Origin of the sequence: Psychromonas arctica DSM 14288, from assembly GCF_000482725.1 — a bacterium.
Lineage (GTDB): Bacteria > Pseudomonadota > Gammaproteobacteria > Enterobacterales > Psychromonadaceae > Psychromonas > Psychromonas arctica.
Genome location: NZ_KI519480.1, coordinates 74,594 through 94,319, shown reverse-complemented (window position 1 = coordinate 94,319; position 19,726 = coordinate 74,594). Strand labels below are relative to the sequence as shown.

16 protein-coding genes are annotated in these 19,726 nt (G+C 38.0%); 15 read left to right on the top strand and 1 reads right to left on the bottom strand.

What is annotated here, in order from left to right; translation table 11 throughout:
• Positions 1-234: 234 nt before the first annotated feature.
• The 10 genes from H592_RS0116505 (at position 235) to H592_RS0116460 (ending at position 10,208) form a co-directional block, all read left to right on the top strand.
• A complete protein-coding gene (locus H592_RS0116505; protein WP_028869734.1) occupies positions 235-1,347 on the top strand; it encodes a PQQ-dependent sugar dehydrogenase in 1,113 nt (370 codons plus the stop codon).
• A gap of 117 nt (positions 1,348-1,464) precedes the next feature.
• Positions 1,465-1,977: a DinB family protein gene (locus H592_RS0116500; protein WP_028869733.1), complete on the top strand. Its 513-nt coding sequence runs from the start codon at positions 1,465-1,467 to the stop codon at positions 1,975-1,977.
• 243 nt (positions 1,978-2,220) lie between these two features.
• Positions 2,221-2,808, top strand: a complete 588-nt coding sequence (locus H592_RS0116495) for a GNAT family N-acetyltransferase (RefSeq protein ID WP_028869732.1) — start codon at positions 2,221-2,223, stop codon at positions 2,806-2,808.
• Positions 2,809-3,174: 366 nt separating this feature from the next.
• Positions 3,175-4,686 (top strand): DUF3360 family protein, encoded by a 1,512-nt coding sequence (locus H592_RS0116490; RefSeq protein ID WP_028869731.1) that lies wholly within the window; start codon positions 3,175-3,177, stop codon positions 4,684-4,686.
• Between the two features lie 337 nt (positions 4,687-5,023).
• Entirely contained in the window at positions 5,024-5,524 is a 501-nt protein-coding gene (locus H592_RS0116485; RefSeq protein ID WP_028869730.1) for a TIGR00645 family protein, read from the top strand.
• A 738-nt stretch (positions 5,525-6,262) separates the two neighbouring features.
• Positions 6,263-6,943, top strand: a complete 681-nt coding sequence (gene mtgA, locus H592_RS0116480) for a monofunctional biosynthetic peptidoglycan transglycosylase (protein ID WP_028869729.1) — start codon at positions 6,263-6,265, stop codon at positions 6,941-6,943.
• Between the two features lie 255 nt (positions 6,944-7,198).
• Positions 7,199-7,486, top strand: a complete 288-nt coding sequence (locus H592_RS0116475) for an encapsulin-associated ferritin-like protein (RefSeq protein WP_028869728.1) — start codon at positions 7,199-7,201, stop codon at positions 7,484-7,486.
• 165 nt (positions 7,487-7,651) lie between these two features.
• Positions 7,652-7,999, top strand: coding sequence for a thioredoxin family protein (locus tag H592_RS0116470; RefSeq protein WP_028869727.1), 348 nt, complete (start codon positions 7,652-7,654; stop codon positions 7,997-7,999).
• A gap of 324 nt (positions 8,000-8,323) precedes the next feature.
• A complete protein-coding gene (locus H592_RS0116465; protein WP_028869726.1) occupies positions 8,324-9,598 on the top strand; it encodes a dicarboxylate/amino acid:cation symporter in 1,275 nt (424 codons plus the stop codon).
• Between the two features lie 373 nt (positions 9,599-9,971).
• Entirely contained in the window at positions 9,972-10,208 is a 237-nt protein-coding gene (locus H592_RS0116460) for a YecH family metal-binding protein (protein WP_028869725.1), read from the top strand.
• A gap of 147 nt (positions 10,209-10,355) precedes the next feature.
• Here H592_RS0116460 and H592_RS24270 read toward each other — a convergent pair whose 3' ends face one another.
• The gene (locus H592_RS24270) at positions 10,356-10,499 is read right to left on the bottom strand and encodes a hypothetical protein (RefSeq protein ID WP_169727669.1); all 144 of its coding nucleotides are present in this window, start codon (positions 10,497-10,499) and stop codon (positions 10,356-10,358) included.
• 579 nt (positions 10,500-11,078) lie between these two features.
• Between H592_RS24270 and nrdA the strand changes: the two genes are divergently transcribed.
• From nrdA to H592_RS22620, 5 genes are all read left to right on the top strand, one after another.
• A complete protein-coding gene (gene nrdA, locus H592_RS0116450) occupies positions 11,079-13,349 on the top strand; it encodes a class 1a ribonucleoside-diphosphate reductase subunit alpha (RefSeq protein WP_028869724.1) in 2,271 nt (756 codons plus the stop codon).
• A 396-nt stretch (positions 13,350-13,745) separates the two neighbouring features.
• Positions 13,746-15,899, top strand: a complete 2,154-nt coding sequence (locus H592_RS0116445; RefSeq protein ID WP_028869723.1) for an FAD-dependent oxidoreductase — start codon at positions 13,746-13,748, stop codon at positions 15,897-15,899.
• The gene (locus H592_RS0116440) at positions 15,899-16,747 is read left to right on the top strand and encodes a DUF547 domain-containing protein (RefSeq protein ID WP_051369221.1); all 849 of its coding nucleotides are present in this window, start codon (positions 15,899-15,901) and stop codon (positions 16,745-16,747) included. The genes H592_RS0116445 and H592_RS0116440 overlap by 1 nt, the downstream gene beginning before the upstream one ends.
• Positions 16,734-18,017 carry an ABC transporter substrate-binding protein gene (locus H592_RS0116435; RefSeq protein ID WP_028869721.1) on the top strand — a complete coding sequence of 428 codons (1,284 nt, stop codon included), beginning with the start codon at positions 16,734-16,736 and terminating at the stop codon, positions 18,015-18,017. Before H592_RS0116440 ends, H592_RS0116435 begins: the two co-directional genes overlap by 14 nt.
• A complete protein-coding gene (locus H592_RS22620) occupies positions 18,017-19,723 on the top strand; it encodes an ABC transporter permease (RefSeq protein WP_037072010.1) in 1,707 nt (568 codons plus the stop codon). Before H592_RS0116435 ends, H592_RS22620 begins: the two co-directional genes overlap by 1 nt.
• Positions 19,724-19,726 lie beyond the last annotated feature (3 nt).

Genomic DNA, 19,726 nt, shown 5'->3' with positions numbered 1-19,726 from the left:
TGTTTTGTAGTTATTTTGTAGTAACTTTATGATTGTTTTACACTCTATAAATAAGCCAAGTCAATCACATTGAGTAAATACCAGTAAAAGTGCGAGACGCACAAACCTTTCGGACTTTTAAAACCAATCTTGTAAACTTCTTCTTAGATTCGTATAGTAAAGTGACTAAAATTCAACCACCAGCATACAGCTAAATTTGAACGACCGCTTACTCCCATCTACAAAGGAGCAAATATGAAATATTGGCATCAACTACTGTTCATTTATCTCAGCCTGATAGCCACTTCAACACAGGCTATGCAACCACTTCCCCTCATTGAAGATAAAACCCCGTACAAAACAGAAACAATATGGTCTGATATTAAAATTCCTTGGGGAATGGTTCAGTTGCCTAATGGAAAAATATTAGCAACGGAACGTTCAGGAACATTATGGTTATTAACTGAAGGAGAACCTTCAATTAAAATAACGGGCTTGCCGAAAATACATAACAATGGGCAAGGTGGTTTACTTGATATTGCATTACATCCTGACTTTGCAAAAAATCAGCTTATCTTTTTCACCTATTCCAGTAAAAATGCGACAGGAAGCAATACAGCTTTAATGCGTGCTAAGTTAGATACTAAAAATAATCAGTTAATTGAGCAAAAAAATTTATACCTTGGTACAGGTGATTCAAATAAGCGCCAGCATTACGGTAGCCGCATTGCTATTACTGATGAGTTTATTTACTTTTCAATGGGTGACCGTGGGCAACGTGATAAAAATCCTCAAAACTTATCATTGGATGGCGGTAAAATTTATCGATTAAATCTTGATGGTAGTATCCCAACCTCCAACCCTTTTTATCAACAAGCTAATGTTATAAAAGCAATTTTTTCCTATGGACATAGAAATCCACAGGGGTTAATTACGCTGCCTTCACGCAACCAAGTGTGGTCACATGAACATGGCCCAAGAGGCGGCGATGAAGTTAACTTGATTGAGTCTGGTAAAAATTATGGTTGGCCCGTTATCGGTTATGGCGTTAATTATATTGGTACTAATTATACTGACATCACTGAAAAAAAAGGGATGGAGCAACCTAAGCTGTACTGGGATCCTTCAATTGCACCGTCTGGTATGGCTTATATTAGCAGTAATAAATACCCTCAATGGCAAGGTAAAATATTACTTGGTTCAATGAAGTTTGGACATTTAGTGTTACTAGAAATAAACAACAAAAGCATTGTCAAACAAACTAAGTTGCTAGATGGTATTGGTAGAGTCAGAAATGTGATTCAAGGTAGTGATGGGTATATTTATGTGGGTATTGATGGAAAAGGGATCCTAAGATTAATACCTTAAAACAGCTTATAACTCGTCATGGGCTAGCTCTTTTTGTCTACTTTCTCTCTAGGTGTAAAGACGAAAATATAACGTGTTAAATCGACATTTTATCCCCATTTTATAACAGGAACGAAGATGCATCTGAAACAAGCTAAAGATATGGCGCGATATAACCAATGGATGAATGAACGAATTTATTCAGTTTGTGCAGAGCTAACTGATGCCGAGAGGCGCAGTGATAAAGGTGCATTTTTTAAATCAATCCATGGCACGCTTAATCATCTATTACTGACTGATAAACTTTGGCTTGGTCGATTCTTAGGCACCCCCTTCTCAATAGATGGACTTGATCAGGAGCTCTATCAAGATTTCAACCAGTTAGCGCTTGCACGAAAAGAAACCGACGAAACAATTTTAGCGTGGATAAACTCACTCACCGATGAGGTATTATCGGGACAATTGCTTTACACAAGTATTGTTAACCCCGAACCTAGACAATACGAATATTGGTTTGCAGTTACACATTTTTTCAACCATCAAACACACCATCGAGGTCAACTAAGCACATTATTAAATCAATGTGGTAAGGATTGTGGTGTAACGGATCTAATTTGGTTGCCACAGGTGAAAGAAGGTAAAACCACTTAATATAGACGTTAAATAATCGTAACTACTCAGCACTCATTAAAACTGAGTGCTTTTTACCAAAATAAAAACGTAAATGCTCAGGGCTAAGCTATTTATGCTTAGTTCAAGGCGAAAAAGCGCAGTTTAGTGGTTTAAATGAGCATTTTTCAACGAAGAAATAGGCTTAAATAGCGACGGCCTGAGTAGTTACAAATAATCTTACTCATTTCACTAAGCACCAAGGGTAAAACATAAGGATAAAACATGTTTTTAAAAGAAATCGAGTTGGCATCTCACTCCGTAACGTTAATTCCATTACGTCGTGAGCATGCTTGTGCTTTGGTCGAGGCAGCATCAGATGGCAACCTTTGGGAACTCTGGTTTACTTCAGTTCCCTCTTCAGCAACTATTGATGATTATATTTCCACAGCCTTAGAGCAACAGGAGAAAGGGATCGCGTTACCCTTTGTTATCGTTGCTAAGCATAGTGGAAAAATCATCGGTTCAACGCGCTTTTGCAATGCAGATCCTGTAAATCGTCGTCTCGAGATAGGTTACACTTGGTATTCAAAAAGCGACCAACGTTCATCAATAAATAGCGAGTGTAAACTCATGTTATTACAGCATGCATTCGAAGTCCTTGATGTCATTGCCGTAGAGTTTAGAACGCATTGGCACAATCAACAATCACGTGCAGCGATTGCTCGTTTGGGCGCAAAGCAGGACGGTATATTAAGGAATCATCAAAAAATGCCCGATGGCGCATACAGAGATACGGTTGTGTTTTCCATCATCAACATTGAGTGGGCAGCGGTTAAAAAGAATTTAATATTTAAGATGAACAAATATTAAATAAATAAAAGCAAAAAAGTATGCGCATCTATAAACTTGTATGATTAGATAAACAAACATACGCTGTTAATCTAATCATTCTTTGTAAATAAGTTTATTCATTAGAAATTTATTCATTGTAAGTCACCTCCTCTGTTGTTATTTCCCTGAAATAACTGGCTCTAAATTAAAATTCATCCCTCTAAGTAATTAACTTTACAAGCTATCTAATCAAAAAATAGTATTAAAAAGATAATGATAAATTAATTAAAAACATGAGCTAGTGCTAATGCTTGTATATCGTTGTTAGTAATAAGTATCACCTTGAGTTAGTTTACGCCATTGAAATTCTTAGTTATTTTTTAATAGTGACCATAGGGACTGATAATGCACAATGCTTCTAACGCCACACCTGAACAAGATCCAACATCACAAAAAAATATAGAGCAACTGAGTTATGCGCAAAAGCATAAGCCAAGTTCAGATTTTGATACACGAGAAGAATACTTAGAACACGAGTTACAAATAATGGCGCCTAAACGTTGGCGACCCAATTTTCCCTTCAAAGACTACCGATTTGAGATAGAAGACACCATACCTGCGATGGCAGCAACAATTGGTAAAATAGTGATGGTCGGGGCAATAGCAGCCACTTTTGCAGGACCATTGGGTCTTGATGAAGGCTTTATTTTAGAAAACGTACGCTATGAGCTATTAATTGTTTCCATTTTTATTGTTCTTTTTCCCGGTTTTTTGCTCCCCACAGCTAACTTAGCGGGCACTCATGGTCCGCTCATTCCGCTTATTCCTATCGTCGTTGCCGCAGGTGGCCACCCAATGGCATTTGGGTTATTGATTGGTGCGTTTGGTTTGATTTTGGCCATTAGTAAAGGAGGAAGTCGATTAGCTAACCTGACCAGTAAAGGGGTTTGTGGTGGGTTACTACTGTATCTCGGTTTTGTAGGCACTATTTCACAAGTTAAAAAATTGCTTTCCTGGGGAGACGACATTGGCATGTCGCACATCCCTTTTGTGGTCATTATTAGCACAATTATATTGTACGCGTTACTTGAACATTGGCGAAAACGTTGGTTAGCCGTCCCATTGAGTTGTTTGTTAGGTGGTTCGCTGGCTTTTGCTATGGGCGCACCTTTTGAATTTATGACAAGTCCTGGTTTACCTAACCTGAATCCAATGTATTGGTGGGGTGAAAATACTGGGTGGATGTTAGGTATGCCTACAATAGAAAGTTTTGTTGTTGTTTTGCCTTTTGCTATTTTAGCGGTGGCGATGTGGTCACCAGATTTCCTAGGTCATCAAGTATTTCAGAAAATCAGTTACCCTGAACGCACTGAAAAAGTACAAATGAATATAGATGATACGATGTCAACAGCGTCAATTCGTCAAGTGTTTGGTTCTCTTTTAGGAGGCGCCAACTTCACTTCATCATGGGGGACTTATTTAATACCAGCCGCTATTGCTAAGCGCCCTATTCCTGCTGGCGCTTTATTAACTGCACTGTTCTGTGTGATAGCAGCAATATGGGGGTATCCAATGGATTTAGCCATATGGCAGCCGGTATTATGTGTTGCATTAATCGTAGGGGTTTTTATTCCATTACTTGAAGCTGGAATGGAGATGACACGCGAAGGCAAAACAACTCAATCAGCAGCCATTGTTGTATTTGCTTCTGCATTAGTGAACCCTGCTTTTGGTTGGTCAATTACAATGTTACTGGATAACCTTGGTTTAATTGGCTGTAAAGAACGTAGTTCTGAATTGAGTAAGATGAATCGCTGGATTATACCGGGCGTTATGTTTGTGGTGTTAACAACGGTGATGGCCGCAGTAGGAATGTTACCAGGTATTCCAGCTTTAATATCAAGCTTCCGTCAGTGATCTAGGGGTTATTCAACACAGAATAATGACGCTTTATAAACATTAATAAAGCGTCATAAGCGCCGCTGTAGAATTAAAAGTCATGAAAGCAATCCTCGATATTAAATTTTACCCTGGCTTCTCTACTTTACAACTATCTCCTCACCCGCTCAGGACTAAAGTAACAATATCACCCATTAAATTTTCACGGTTTAATCAACAACAAATCACTTATCATTGACGATTCAAAGAAGCTTTTTTCCTATTCAATTATTGCTATATCTAACTACTTTTATGATTGCATCTTTTCAATAGGTGTATATATTGTCATCTTTTTTACTTTACTAAGTTGAGCTTTATGGAACGTTTTATTGAAAACCTTATCTACTCTTCTCGCTGGCTATTGGCCCCTATATATGCGGGATTATCATTGGGCTTATTGGCTTTAACAATCAAGTTTTTTCAGGAATTATTTCATTTATTGCCTAATATTTTGAGTGTCACTGAAAATGACCTTATTTTATTATTGTTATCACTCATTGATATGACATTAGTAGGCGGATTACTTGTGATGGTAATGTTTGCAGGCTATGAAAACTTCGTTTCTAAATTAGATATTGATGAAAATAAAGAGAAACTTGCTTGGTTAGGGACTATCGATTCAGGCTCTCTGAAAAATAAAGTTGCAGCAGCGATTGTTGCTATTTCATCAATTCACCTATTGCGTGTGTTTATGGATGCGCAAAACATTGCCAATGATAAGTTGATGTGGTTTGTGATCATCCACTTAACATTTGTACTTTCTGCTTTTGTGATGGGATATTTAGACAGCGTTTCACAAAAGAATAAAAAATCTTAATGAGTAATTGAGATGTGAAGTTTTAAATAATTTAGGAAAGGCCTTGGTATTAAAACCAAGGCCTTTTTTTATTAACTAGTCTTTTAAAACAATAAGTTACCGAGTTGAGAAAAGATCAGTTCAAAAGCGATTAACCACGAAGTCACTGAGTTGAAAAAAGATAAAATCAAAGTGATTAACCATGAAGTCACTAAGTTGATAAAAGATAAGGTCAAAAGCGATTAACCACGAAGGCACGAAGTTAACAGAAGGTTAGGTCAAAAGATAAACTGCTTAGCTTTTAAATTTTTCTTCGTGTCCTTGCTGAAGCGTAGCGCTTCGTGGTTGCTTTGATCTTTTAAAAGCAAAACCATTAACCACAAAGTGACTACGTTGATAAAAGAACAGGTCAAAAGCGATTAACCACGAAGGCACGAAGTTAAAAGAAGGTTAGGTCAAAAGATAAACTGCTTAGCTTTTAGATTTTTCTTCGTGTCCTTCGTGAAGCGCAGCGCTTCGTGGTTGCTTTCGTCTTTGAAGAGCAAAGACGATGAACCACAAAGGCTCGATAATAAAAGTGTCTGTAATGAAGTGTATTGCGGTTTCTTAAGTATTTTATGTTACAGATAAAAAACTTAAAATATGGCATTATATGGCTCTGTTTGTTGTCATTACAAACGAGCGAATTGAGATTAATCATCAATATTTTTTCGAGGTAATTATCTTAACGGCCTCGTTGACCCCAATTAGAGATACTCCATGGCAAAGCGTAAATTGAGTTTTTTGAAAAAAGTATGGTTCGTTCTATGGCGTTTATTATTGGTTATGACTTTGATCTTATTAGCATTTCGTTTTGTGCCTTTGCCAACGACTGCGTTTATGATGCAAAGCCCTTACCCGGTGGCAAAAACATGGATAAGTATTGATAAACTGCCTCCATCGATCTCTTTGGCCGTGGTCGCGTCTGAAGACCAACGCTTTCCGCTGCATTATGGTGTTGATTTTAATGCGATAATTAAAGCCGTTGAACAATACGGTGATGGTGATGGGCTGCGTGGTGCAAGTACTATCACACAACAAACGGCAAAGAACATTTTCCTATGGTCGGGTCGAAGCTTTATCCGTAAAGGGTTAGAGGCAGGTTTAGCGATTAGCCTCGAGGCAATTTGGGGTAAAAAACGTATTTTAGAAGTGTATTTGAACATCGCTGAATTTGGTAAAGGGATTTATGGTGTTGAAGCTGCCAGCCAACATTATTTTAAAAAATCAGCTCGTTACCTCACCAATAATCAAGCGGCACAATTAGCAGTGTTACTACCTAGCCCACAAACACGAGATCCTCGATATTTAAGTGCCGAACTTAGTCAGAGAGTGACTTGGATTGAACGACAAATGCGTCAACTTGGGTCAAACTATTTAGTGCCGATTATTCAAGACTAAAACAGGTAAAGCACATCAAGACTGAATTTATCTTTTTAAAAAGACTGATCTTTCGAACAAAAAAAGTGGAATGTTCAATCACTCTCAATAAAGTTTGCTACAGCACCACTTATTGCATTGAAAATACAAGAATCTATTGAACCTCAACTCAATGTAATTTATTGTATTTTTATTGTAACAAGCAGGCTGAAATTTAAAAATATTACAACCTGGGTATACATTACAATCATCACATCAATTATTGAGGAGATAAAAATGTCAAATGAAGGCTATCACGAACCAATAGATGAACTATCAAATGAAACCAGAGATATGCACCGAGCTATTACTTCTCTGATGGAAGAACTTGAAGCTGTGGATTGGTATAACCAGCGAGTCGATGCCTGTAAAAATGAAGAATTAAAGGCAATACTTGCACATAATAGAGATGAAGAAAAAGAGCACGCAGCGATGGTGCTTGAGTGGATAAGACGACAAGATCCCACCTTTGACAAAGAATTAAAAGACTACCTTTTCACTGATAAGCCTATTGCTCACAAATAAAATGGGCAACGCACAAATACAAGGCGATTTTTCTACCTAGTACGCCTTATATACCCGTTATCATTCAACATTGATTGGTAACGGATATCAGCCCTTCCCTACCAGAGTCATAATCTTTATTAAGTTAGTTCTAACAGGTTTGTACTGTAAAAAGGAATAAATGACATGAACATTAATGAAACGGGCTTTGCCCCTGATTACCAAGAAGAAACCGTTACATTTGAAGAAATTAGCGAGTTAACGGGAGATGCAATTATAGAATTTGGTGCGCCTTGGTGTGCTCACTGCCAAGCAGCAGCAGGGGCAATACAACAGGCTCTAACAGAGCATTCCTTAACTGCACAGTCAGTGCTGCCTCATATCAAAGTATATGACGGTAAAGGTAAGAAGTTGGGACGAGCGTTCAAGGTAAAGCTTTGGCCAACATTAATATTACTTCGCGATGGTAAAGAAGTTGACCGCTTAGTAAGGCCATTAAGCGCAGACCAAGTTCGTCAATTAATATTAAAATAATGACGCTATATAGGTAACCCATTCAATGAACGTTGGCGGTTTTTTCTTCTTTTACACCAACGTTTTTAAGATCTACAGTTTTGATCTCGCTCAATCAAAGTCGAATAAAACTAAGCACCTCTCACCTCTTTGAAAAAATAATAAATACTTAAAATAGCAAGGCTTTCTGCTCCGATGGCCTTAAAAACAGATATTAATTTCACAAATAAAATAAAAACCAATCTATATCAATTAACTAATCAAGTGATTATGATGTGCTCCCTCAGCAATTTATATTATTAAAAATTCATTTTTTATCACTTTTAACGACTTTATGGACTTGTTATGAACAACAAAAATAACTCAGCTCAATCAGGTGGAGTATGGTCACGCCTGGAACTATGGAAAAAAATCCTGATAGGAATGCTTCTTGGTGTGATGGTTGGTACTTTAATGGGGCCTAGTGCTGAAATTCTTAAACCATTAGGTACACTCTTCATTAATGCTATTAAAATGCTTATTGTCCCATTGGTTTTTTTCTCGCTTATTGTCGGCATCACATCAATGCAAGATACCAAAAAAATGGGCAGAATTGGACTTAAAGCAATTGTGCTTTATTTAGGAACCACAGCTTTTGCAATTACTATTGGTCTTGGGCTTGCTACCATTTTTACACCCGGTGCAGGATTAGAAATGATTGCAGTATCTGCAGACACAGCAATACCTAATGCACCAACTCTAGTGCAAACATTGCTTAATATGATTCCTAAAAACCCAGTCGGTGCACTTGCAGCCGGTAACATTTTACAAATTATCGTGTTTGCAATTGGCCTAGGTATTTCTTTGGCATTGATTGGTGAAAAAGCAGACCCTGCTATTAAGCTTTTTGAAAGCCTTGCAGAAGCTATGTATAAACTAACTGAGTTAGTGATGAAGCTTGCACCTTATGGTGTATTTGGCCTAATGGCTTGGGTTTCAGGTAAATACGGCGCGGACGTGTTGCTACCTTTAGTCAAAGTAATTGCTGTGGTTTATTTAGGTGCATTAATTCACGTAGTTATATTTTACAGCGGTGTAATCGCTATTTTGGGTCGCTTAAACCCTGTTCGTTATTTAAAAAGTTTAATGAACCCTGCTGCTGTTGCATTTACGACTACAAGTAGCTCAGGCACTCTGCCAGCCACTATTAAAGCGTCGCGTGAAGAGCTAGGCGTTTCTAAGGGTGTAGCAAGCTTTGTGCTACCACTTGGTGCAACCATCAACATGGATGGAACTGCTTTATATCAAGGGGTTTGTGCTCTATTTATCGCACAAGCATTTGGCATTGACCTTGCAGCTTCTGACTACATTACGATCATACTAACGGCTACATTAGCGTCAGTAGGTACTGCAGGTGTCCCTGGTGCAGGTCTGATCATGCTTTCATTAGTATTAACAACTGTTGGCCTTCCACTGGAAGGGTTAGCGATTGTTGCAGGTATCGACCGTATTCTTGATATGGCGCGTACTACTGTTAATATTTGTGGCGATATGATGGTTTCATTATTAGTTGCTAAAAGTGAAGGTGAGCTTGATAAAGAGATCTTTAATGGCAATAAAGCATTTAAAGAAACTGTATAAGATTTACCTTTAACAATATCAAACGCCACTTGCTGTAAGTGGCGTTTTTTAAATATTACTTGATCTTATCTTCAAGAATAATCCCGCTAAAAAATCTTCAAGCAAACTCTACTAATATCCAAGCCCCAGCGAAGAAAGCCACATCCACTGTTTATCAACTGATATGTGCTCGTAAAACCTTCAAAATATCTAAATCTATTACTGACATTTTACTTATAGACACAACTTGTTTTGTATCAATACCTAAGTATTTGGTTTGGATATAGTGTGTCGAAGTTAACTCATCCACTACAGCGGCTAAATTGATTAGTTTTAAGTAGAAAACTTAAACTCTCAGCGGATATTTGGCAAAAAATCGGAGCGAAGATTAAACATGAACCAATCTATACACGGTCATCAGGTCATGGAAATGATGGCAGAATCAAAAAAAACTTATACTAAACAAACGTTAAAAGCAGAAATTGCTAATATTTTTGGTGAGAATGCGCTTTTTCATACTTGCATGGGGAGCGACTTAAGCGCAGATCAATTGATTGAGTTTCTAGCATCTAAGGGAAAGTTTATAGAATCGGCAGAGGGAATTAAAATGCCAGAGGATCATCTTTGCTAAACAACAATAAGCGCAATTAATGGTTAAGCCGCATGCTATCAGGTAAGGTTTATGTAGAGCATTGATAAAAGAGTGATAAGCACTCTTTTATCAATAGGTAAGTTGAAATAAAAGCCAATATCAGTATTCATTATATCGCTTTAGGGCTTAACCTTTTACATGCATCGTTGCGTCTTTGAAAAACTCATGTAACGTTAAGATTAAATGCTTCTCTAATACTTGAGAGGTGCATTCATTTAAACTATTAAAAGAATCATAATCTCCTTTCTCGTAGTCGGTTTCATCTCTCACACAAAAGCCTTTAGTAAAGATCACTTCACCTTTTTGCTCTAAAATATATGCTGCGTCGAAATCAGCAATAATATTGTACTCAGAAGAAGCAAGATTGACGAAGATTAGCCATAGATACGCTCATTAATATCGTGATGAAATAAGAGGAGGCATTAAAGCTATCGGAATTGCAACATCTCAGCGTTACATTGATAGGCTGTATCAATAGTACGATATGGCATTAAATTGTAAATTTGAGACATTAAAAAATAAATTTTAAAAAATTATTGCTCGTATAAAACACAATTTTACATATAAAAAAAAAGCAAAATAGTTATTGCAATTTGCATAAAACAGACCTCACTTACAGCATTTTGTTAGTAACTACTAACAGATATAAATCATGCCAATTTGTCCACAATTTTATCCACTAATTTAATGATAGTTATCCCTTGAAAATTTTTCAAAAAGCTTTATCTTGTGCCTCTTCCTTAGAACCAACACTACATCTTGTGTTTTAAATGAACAATCAACACTATAAGAAATAACTGCTTGTAATCGCTAAAGTAATTATTTTGTTCTTCGACAAAAGGTAAAAAAATGAATAAAAACCTATCTGTGACCAAACGAAACGGAAAGAGAGAAAGCATTGATCTTGAAAAAATTCACCGCGTGATCACCTGGGCGGCTGAAGGGCTAAGTAATGTTTCTGTTTCACAGGTAGAGTTAAATTCACATATCCAGTTTTACGATGGTATTCGCACCGATGATATCCATGAAACTATTATCAAAGCCGCAGCAGACTTAATCTCTGAAGAGTCGCCAGACTACCAATACTTAGCAGCTCATTTAGCGGTATTTCATTTACGTAAACGTGCTTACCGTCGTTTCACACCACCAAGTGTGTTTGAACATGTCAGTAAAATGGTATCAAAAGGCAAATACGATGAGCATCTATTAGCCGATTACACCAAACAAGAATTTGAAGAAATGGACAAGTTTATCGACCATGATCGTGACTTGAACTTCTCTTATGCAGCCGTAAAGCAGCTAGAAGGTAAATACCTCATTCAAAACCGTGTTACCGGTGAAATTTATGAGAGTGCACAGTTTTTATACCTGATGGTATCTGCTTGTTTATTTGCTGATTACGATAAAGATGTACGTTTAGACTATGTAAAACGTTTTTACGATGCAACATCTCAATTTAAAATATCATTACCGACACCTATTATGTCTGGTGTGCGAACACCAACACGTCAATTTAGCTCATGTGTGCTTATTGAAGCTGATGACAGCTTAGACTCTATCAACGCGACCTCAAGCGCCATTGTAAAATATGTATCGCAACGTGCGGGTATTGGTATCAATGCAGGTCGTATTCGTGCAATGGGGAGTACCATTCGCGGTGGTGAAGCTTTCCACACAGGGTGTATTCCATTTTACAAACACTTCCAAACGGCGGTTAAATCTTGTTCTCAAGGTGGCGTTCGTGGTGGTGCAGCAACTGTCTTCTACCCTATTTGGCATTTAGAAGTTGAATCATTATTAGTACTTAAAAATAACCGCGGCATCGATTCAAACCGTGTTCGTCACCTTGATTATGGTGTACAACTGGGTCGTTTATTCTATCAACGCTTAATCGATAAAAAAGATATCACTTTATTTAGCCCGTCTGATACACCGGGACTATACGATGCTTTCTTTGAAGACCAAGATGAGTTTGAACGTTTGTATCATCTCTATGAAAGTGATGAGTCAATTCGTCAAACTTCGATTCCGTCAGTGCAATTATTTTCACTACTGATGCAAGAGCGTGCAAGTACAGGTCGTATTTACATTCAAAATGTCGACCATTGTAATACACACAGTCCGTTTGATAGTAAAGTAGCACCAGTTCGTCAGAGTAACTTATGTTTAGAAATCGCGTTGCCGACTAAACCGTTAAGTCATATTAAAGATGAAGAAGGAGAAATTGCGTTATGTACGTTGTCTGCTATCAACTTAGGCGCGATTGAGTCATTAGATGAAATTGAAGAGCTATCAGAGCTAGCAGTACGCGCTTTAGATAACTTATTAGATTATCAAGACTACCCAATTTTAGCAGCAGAGAAAAGCAGCATGAACCGCCGTACGTTAGGTATAGGCGTGATTAACTATGCTTACTACCTAGCAAAAAATGGTGTTAGATATTCAGATGGCAGTGCAAACAACCTAACACATAAAACTTTTGAAGCGATTCAGTTCTACCTATTGAAAGCATCAAATAAGTTAGCCAAAGAGCGTGGCGCTTGCCCATTGTTTAATGAAACTAATTACGCAAAAGGTATTTTGCCATTAGATACTTATAAAAAATCGCTAGATTCAATTTGTGATGAAGCCTATCACCTAGATTGGGAAACGTTACGTGCAGATATCGTTAAAGATGGTTTACGTAACTCAACATTATCAGCATTAATGCCTTCTGAAACATCAAGCCAGATATCTAATGCAACCAACGGTATTGAACCACCACGTGGTTTCATCAGTATCAAAGCCAGTAAAGATGGCATTTTAAAACAGGTCGTTCCTGAGTTTGAAAAATACAAAGCAAACTATGAACTGTTATGGAGTATTCCTAATAACCAAGGTTACTTAGAGTTGGTGGGTATTATGCAAAAGTTCGTTGATCAAGCGATTTCAGCGAATACCAACTATGATCCTAAACGTTTTGATGATGGTAAAGTGCCGATGACGACATTGCTTAAAGATTTATTAATGGCATACAAAATGGGTCTTAAAACACTTTATTACCATAACACTCGTGATGGTGCAGATGATGAAAAAGTAATTGAAGACGATGGCTGTGCCGGTGGCGCTTGTAAGATATAACCAACATTACAATTAATTGTTATAAAAAAGAATGTACTGAGTACATTCTTTTTTTTTGCCTAAAATTCATGTTGCATGTGTTTACAGACACACCCCGCATTTTTCTTGTAAAGAATAAAATAACCGCTTTATTTCAACTATCTCATCTATACTTTGGTTCAAAAAACATCTCGATTAACTTTTTTCACTTTTTTTAGATTATTAGGAAATTAAAATAAGCATTCTAAGGTCTTTATGTTTGAGCTATCCATTACAAGACAAAAAACTGTGCGCTAACAACGCAGTGATTTCAAAATAATAATAAACGTAATGGCTATGAAAATTCGACGTGGGTGCTTAAATAGTTGTAACGCAACTAAAGACCGCCCTATCGCATCCCTATAAAGGTTATAAACTATGTTAAAGAAGATCGTACTACTGTTACTAGCAATCGTATTAATAGGATTGTTTTTTCATTTCAACTTGCACCAACTCTTAACCTTAGATGGGTTGAAAGGATCAATGGATCAATTCAGTGAGTTGAGAGAAAAATCCCCGCTTTTAGTTATTGGTGGTTTCTTTGTTCTGTATGTTTTAGTCACCGCATTAGCATTACCTGGGGCGGCTATTTTAACACTCGCAGCCGGCGCTTTATTTGGTTTATTTGAAGGCTTCGTGATTGCTTCTTTTGCTTCTAGTTTAGGTGCTTTGTGTTCGTTTTTAGTGTCGCGTTATTTATTACGCGATTCACTTAAAAATCGTTTTCCTGAACGACTAGCTGCCATTGATGAAGGGATCAAAAAAGAAGGGGCTTTTTATCTATTTACTTTGCGCCTTGTGCCTATTTTCCCTTTCTTCTTGATCAACCTATTAATGGGTGTAACGGCACTTAAATCGTGGACATTCTACTGGGTTAGCCAGTTAGGTATGTTAGCCGGTACATTTATCTACGTAAATGCGGGTACTCAACTTGCTCAAATAGAGAGCCTATCGAATATTTTATCGTTTAACCTAATTATCTCTTTTGTTTTGTTAGGTCTATTTCCACTTATCGCAAAAGGAATTGTCAATATGATCAAAAAACGCCGTGTTTATGGTAAATGGACTAAACCAGCTAAATTCGACCGTAATATGGTTGTTATTGGTGCTGGCGCAGGTGGACTTGTTACCAGTTATATCGCTGCTGCTGTAAAAGCAAAAGTAACTTTAATTGAAGCCGGTGAAATGGGTGGTGACTGTCTTAACTATGGCTGTGTACCAAGTAAAGCCATTATTAAAAGTGCAAAGATTGCTGAACAAATTCGTAATGCACACCACTACGGTTTAGAAGATACAACCCCACAATTTTCATTCAAAAAAGTAATGGAGCGTGTTCATCAAGTGGTTGCCGATGTCGCGCCGCACGATAGTGTCGAACGTTACACTAACTTAGGGGTTGAAGTAGAAAAAGGTTATGCAAAAATCCTTGACCCTTGGACAGTACAAATTAGCTATGAAGATGGAACAACAAAGAAACTAACAACGCGTAGCATTGTTATCGCAACCGGTGCACGCCCATTTGTGCCGCCACTACCAGGTATTGAAGAAACAGGTTACGTAACTAGTGATACGCTGTGGAATGAGTTTGCAAAATTAGAAGAAGCACCAAAAAAATTAGTGGTACTCGGTGGTGGTCCAATCGGTTCAGAATTAGCGCAAAGTTTTGCACGTCTTGGTTCAAAGGTAACGCAAATTGAAATGGCTGAACGCATCATGATCAAAGAAGATCTTGAAGTGTCTGAATTTGCAACTGAATCGCTAAAAGAAAGTGGCGTGAACATCTTAACATCGCACCAAGCATTACGTTGTGAGACTCAAGACGGTAAAAAATTCATCATCGTTAAACATAATGAGAAAGAAATTGCGATTGAATACGACCAATTATTATGTGCTGTAGGGCGTAGTGCACGTTTAACGGGTTATGGTTTAGAAGAGTTAGGTATTGAAACAAACCGTACGATCTTAACTAACGAGTACTTAGAAACTCTTTACCCTAACATCTTTGCTGCAGGCGACATTGTGGGCCCTTATCAATTTACGCATGTTGCAGCGCATCAAGGCTGGTACGCTGCAGTAAATGGTTTATTCGGACACTTGAAGAAATTTAAAGTGGATTACCGAGTGATCCCATGGACAACCTTTATTGATCCTGAAGTTGCTCGTGTTGGTATTAATGAAGCTGAAGCCAAAGAAAAAGGCATTGATTATGAAATAACACGCTTTGACTTTGAAGAGTTAGACCGCGCGATTACCGACAGCGCAACCAAAGGTTTCATTAAAGTCATTACGCCTAAGGGCAAAGACAAAATCTTAGGTGTGACGATTGTTTCTGAACATGCAGGTGATTTAATCGCAGAATTTGTGTTAGCCATGAAGCACGGCTTAGGGCTTAATAAAATTCTAGGTACGATTCACAGCTACCCAACATGGGCTGAAGGCAATAAGTATGCAGCCGGTGAATGGAAACGCAATCACGCACCACAAACGGTATTAAACTGGTTAGAAAAATACCATACTTGGAGACGCGGTTAATGATATCAGTGATAGCAAATACAACTAATAAGGTAAGCGCCCTGGTGCGCTTCACCTTAGGCGCGGCAATACTGAGCAGTTCAATGATCAGCAATGTTTATGCTGATACAAGCAATAGTTTACATGCCAGTTGGACTGAGTTACTTGAGCAAAATATTTCGCCAATTAATAAAGGGCACAGCACAGCTGTTGACTACAAAGCTTTTAAAAGTCAAGAAAACGAATTACAAGTTTACCTTGATAAATTAAGTGAAGTCTCCCGTGCAGATTTTGATGCTTGGTCGAAAGAGAAACAATTAGCCTTTTTAATCAATGCTTATAATGCATGGACTGTTGAGTTTATTTTAACTGAATACCCTGACCTAGAGTCGATCAAAGATTTGGGCAGTTTATTTAGCTCTCCGTGGGATAAAGAGTTTATTCCGCTGTTGGGTAAAAAAATAAGTTTAAACGATATCGAACATGATCTTATTCGTGGCAGTGATCGCTATAACGATCCGCGTATTCATTTTGCCGTAAACTGTGCCAGTATTGGTTGCCCTGCACTTCGAGAAGAGGCTTACACCGCCGATAAGCTTGAACAGCAATTAACGCAACAAACTGAGCGTTTCTTAACCGACACAAGCCGCAACTATATCAAGGGTGATACTTATTACATGTCATCAATTTTTAAATGGTATGGTGAAGACTTTGAGAAAGGCTTTCGTGGTACACAATCAATACAAAGCTTTATAGGGCTTTATGCAGATGCATTGACATTGAATGTGCAGCAAGCATTAACATTAAAAAACCAAGATTTTAATGTTAAATTTTTAGATTACAATTGGAAACTTAATGCGACTAAGTAAATGTTTAAATAACTATTACCGTCAATTGATCATTAGCCTTTGTCTGCTAAGCGTTATTCCGCTTAGCAGCAATATATTTGCAAATGAAGCAAGTATTGAAGCTAAATCGACTTCCCGTGCTTGGCATAATGTTGAAAAACGTGGCACAAAACAAAACGTATATTTTCATGCGTGGGGAGGCGATCAACAAATTAATAATTATATTCAATGGGTTGCTGATCAAGTTAAGCAAAAATATGCGATAAATTTACACCATGTAAAACTCACTGATACCAGTGAAGCAGTCAGCCGTGTTTTAGCAGAAAAAGCAGCAGACAATCATCGTAATGGCCAAGTTGATTTAGTTTGGATCAATGGAGCAAACTTCGCATCGATGGCCAAATATCAATTACTCGCAGCAGACTGGGCTGGAGAGTTACCTAATTTTGAATTAACGAACCCCACTAATAACCCGGCGATGACACGCGATTTTGGTGTGCCAACACAGGGGATGGAAGCACCATGGGGACAAGCTGCCCTGACTTTTTACTTTGATAGTTTAAAAGTAAATGATGTGCCACAAACATTACCCGAATTATTAACTTGGAGTGAAAATCACCCAGGTCATTTCACTTACCCTAAACCACCCGACTTCTTAGGCATGAGCTTCTTAAAGTACGCACTGATCATTTTAAATGAACAGCAACCAGCCAATATTAAGGAAAAGCTCTACCAAGATGCAACAGTAGAAAGCCAAGCACAATTATTACCGTCGTTATGGCAATTCTTAGATAAATTACACCCTACTTTATGGCGTCAAGGTAAACACTTTGTATCCAATGGGCTAGCATTACGTCGTCTAATGGGTGATACAGAGTTACAAGTCTCATTTACCTTTTCAGCCGCTGAAATCCCTTCTGCGATTTCTCGCTATGACTTACCAGATAGTACGCGCAGCTATAGAATGAAAGACGGTAGTTTAAGTAATATCCACTTTGTAGCAATACCTTATAACTCACCTCATATTGAGGGCGCTAAATTAGTTGCTAACTTTTTATTAAGCCCAGAAGCACAATCTAGAAAACAAAAAACAGCAGTCTGGGGCGATAGTAGCGTGCTCGATTTATCACAATTAACTGCAACACAAAAAACGCTCTTTGCTGCTCCTAAAAAACAGCATTTAAGTGCAAATATCATCAATATAGATAACACCCGTTTATTAGGTGAATTACATCCTAGTTGGGTTAAGGTCATTACAGAACAGTGGCTTACCCGCTATGGAGTACAATAATGATTGTTGCTAATACCCTGTTTACGCGTGTAGTACGCAATAGCCCATATCTGTTAATTGCCTTGTTAGTGGTGCCTGTCTTGGGTGGTTTATTAGGCGTGTTGTTACCTGCTTTTGGTTGGTTTCCCGCGCTTGGGGCGCATGAGTTTGGTTTGTTTGGGTTTGTTCAACTTTTTCAAACGCCAGGCATTGAGCGCATGGTATTGCTCAGTTTTGGAACTAGCTTAGCCAGTACATTATTAGCTTTTATAATCACTATTTTAATACTTGCAAGTTATTTTAATAGCCCTTGGTTAAAACGGATCCAGCGTTTATTAGGCCCAATATTAGTTATTCCTCATGCAGCAGCCGCGATAGCAATTGGTTTTTTAATTACACCTTCTGGCTTTTTATCACGACTTGTTTCACCTTGGTTAACAGGTTGGGACACACCACCAGATTGGCTTTTGCCACATGATCCCTATGGCTTAAGTATCATCTTCGGACTGACTCTTAAAGAACTGCCCTTTTTACTGTTAATCGCCCTAGGCGTATTAGCACAACCTGAAATTGGTAAAACCCTAAGAGCACAACATAAAGTGGCATCAAGTTTAGGTTATTGCCCGATGACCGGCTTTTTAAAAGTTATTTTGCCTAGTCTTTACGGTTATATGCGTTTACCGCTTCTCGCAGTATTAGCTTATTCAAGTGCGAGTGTGGAAATTCCCCTAATTTTAGGACCAAACACTCCTCCAACTCTAGCCGTTGCAATAATGCAGTGGTTTAATGATGTTGATTTAAGCCTACGTATTAAAGCGTCATCAGGGGCAATTTTACAAATTGTAATTACTCTCTCGCTATTAGGTAGTTGGTGGTTATTAGAATTATTCGTTAAACAGTGCAGCGCAGCATTTTTAATTAATGGCGAACGGGAATACGGCGGTATGTTAATCAAACGATTAACAGATATGATAACAATCGCTATGCTCACCGTTATTGGCTTAGCATTGGTTGCAATGGTGTTATGGTCTTTTGCTGGCTTTTGGTCTTACCCTGATATTCTGCCGCAACAACTGGTTAGCTTGCATTGGACGTCGGCATTATTACAGATGCAAACGCCCTTATTTAACACACTGGTGATCGCCATCAGCACCACTTTAATTGCTATTGCATTAACACTGCTGGTCCTTGAAGCTGAACAACAAAATACCAAAACCATCTCTGCGATTAGTGGGTTTATTATTTATTTACCATTGCTTATTCCAAGTATCGCTTTTCTATTTGGCATCGTCTGGTTATTTGAGCAAGTAAACAGCCAACATGCTTATGTTAATGTGGTTTTTTCACATTTATTGTTTGTTTTACCCTATGTATTTTTATCGCTAGCCAACAGCTATCGTCGTTTAGATCCTCGCTTTAGCTCAGTAGCTGCAAGCCTTGGCGTGCCACCATCAAAAATATTTTGGCAGTTAAAATTGCCGCTATTAATCTCACCTATTTTAATTGCCAGCGCATTAGGTTTGGCGATTAGCTTTAGCCAATATTTACCTACTCTGTTATCGGGTGCAGGCCGAATCAATACCATCACAACGGAAGCGGTCACCCTTGCTAATGGTGCAAGTAGAAGAACCAGTGCGGTTTACGCATTAATGCAGATGTTATTACCTGCACTATTTTTTATATTAGCTTGGGCTGTACCAAAATTCTTCTTTCGTAAGAGAGGTTAGGAA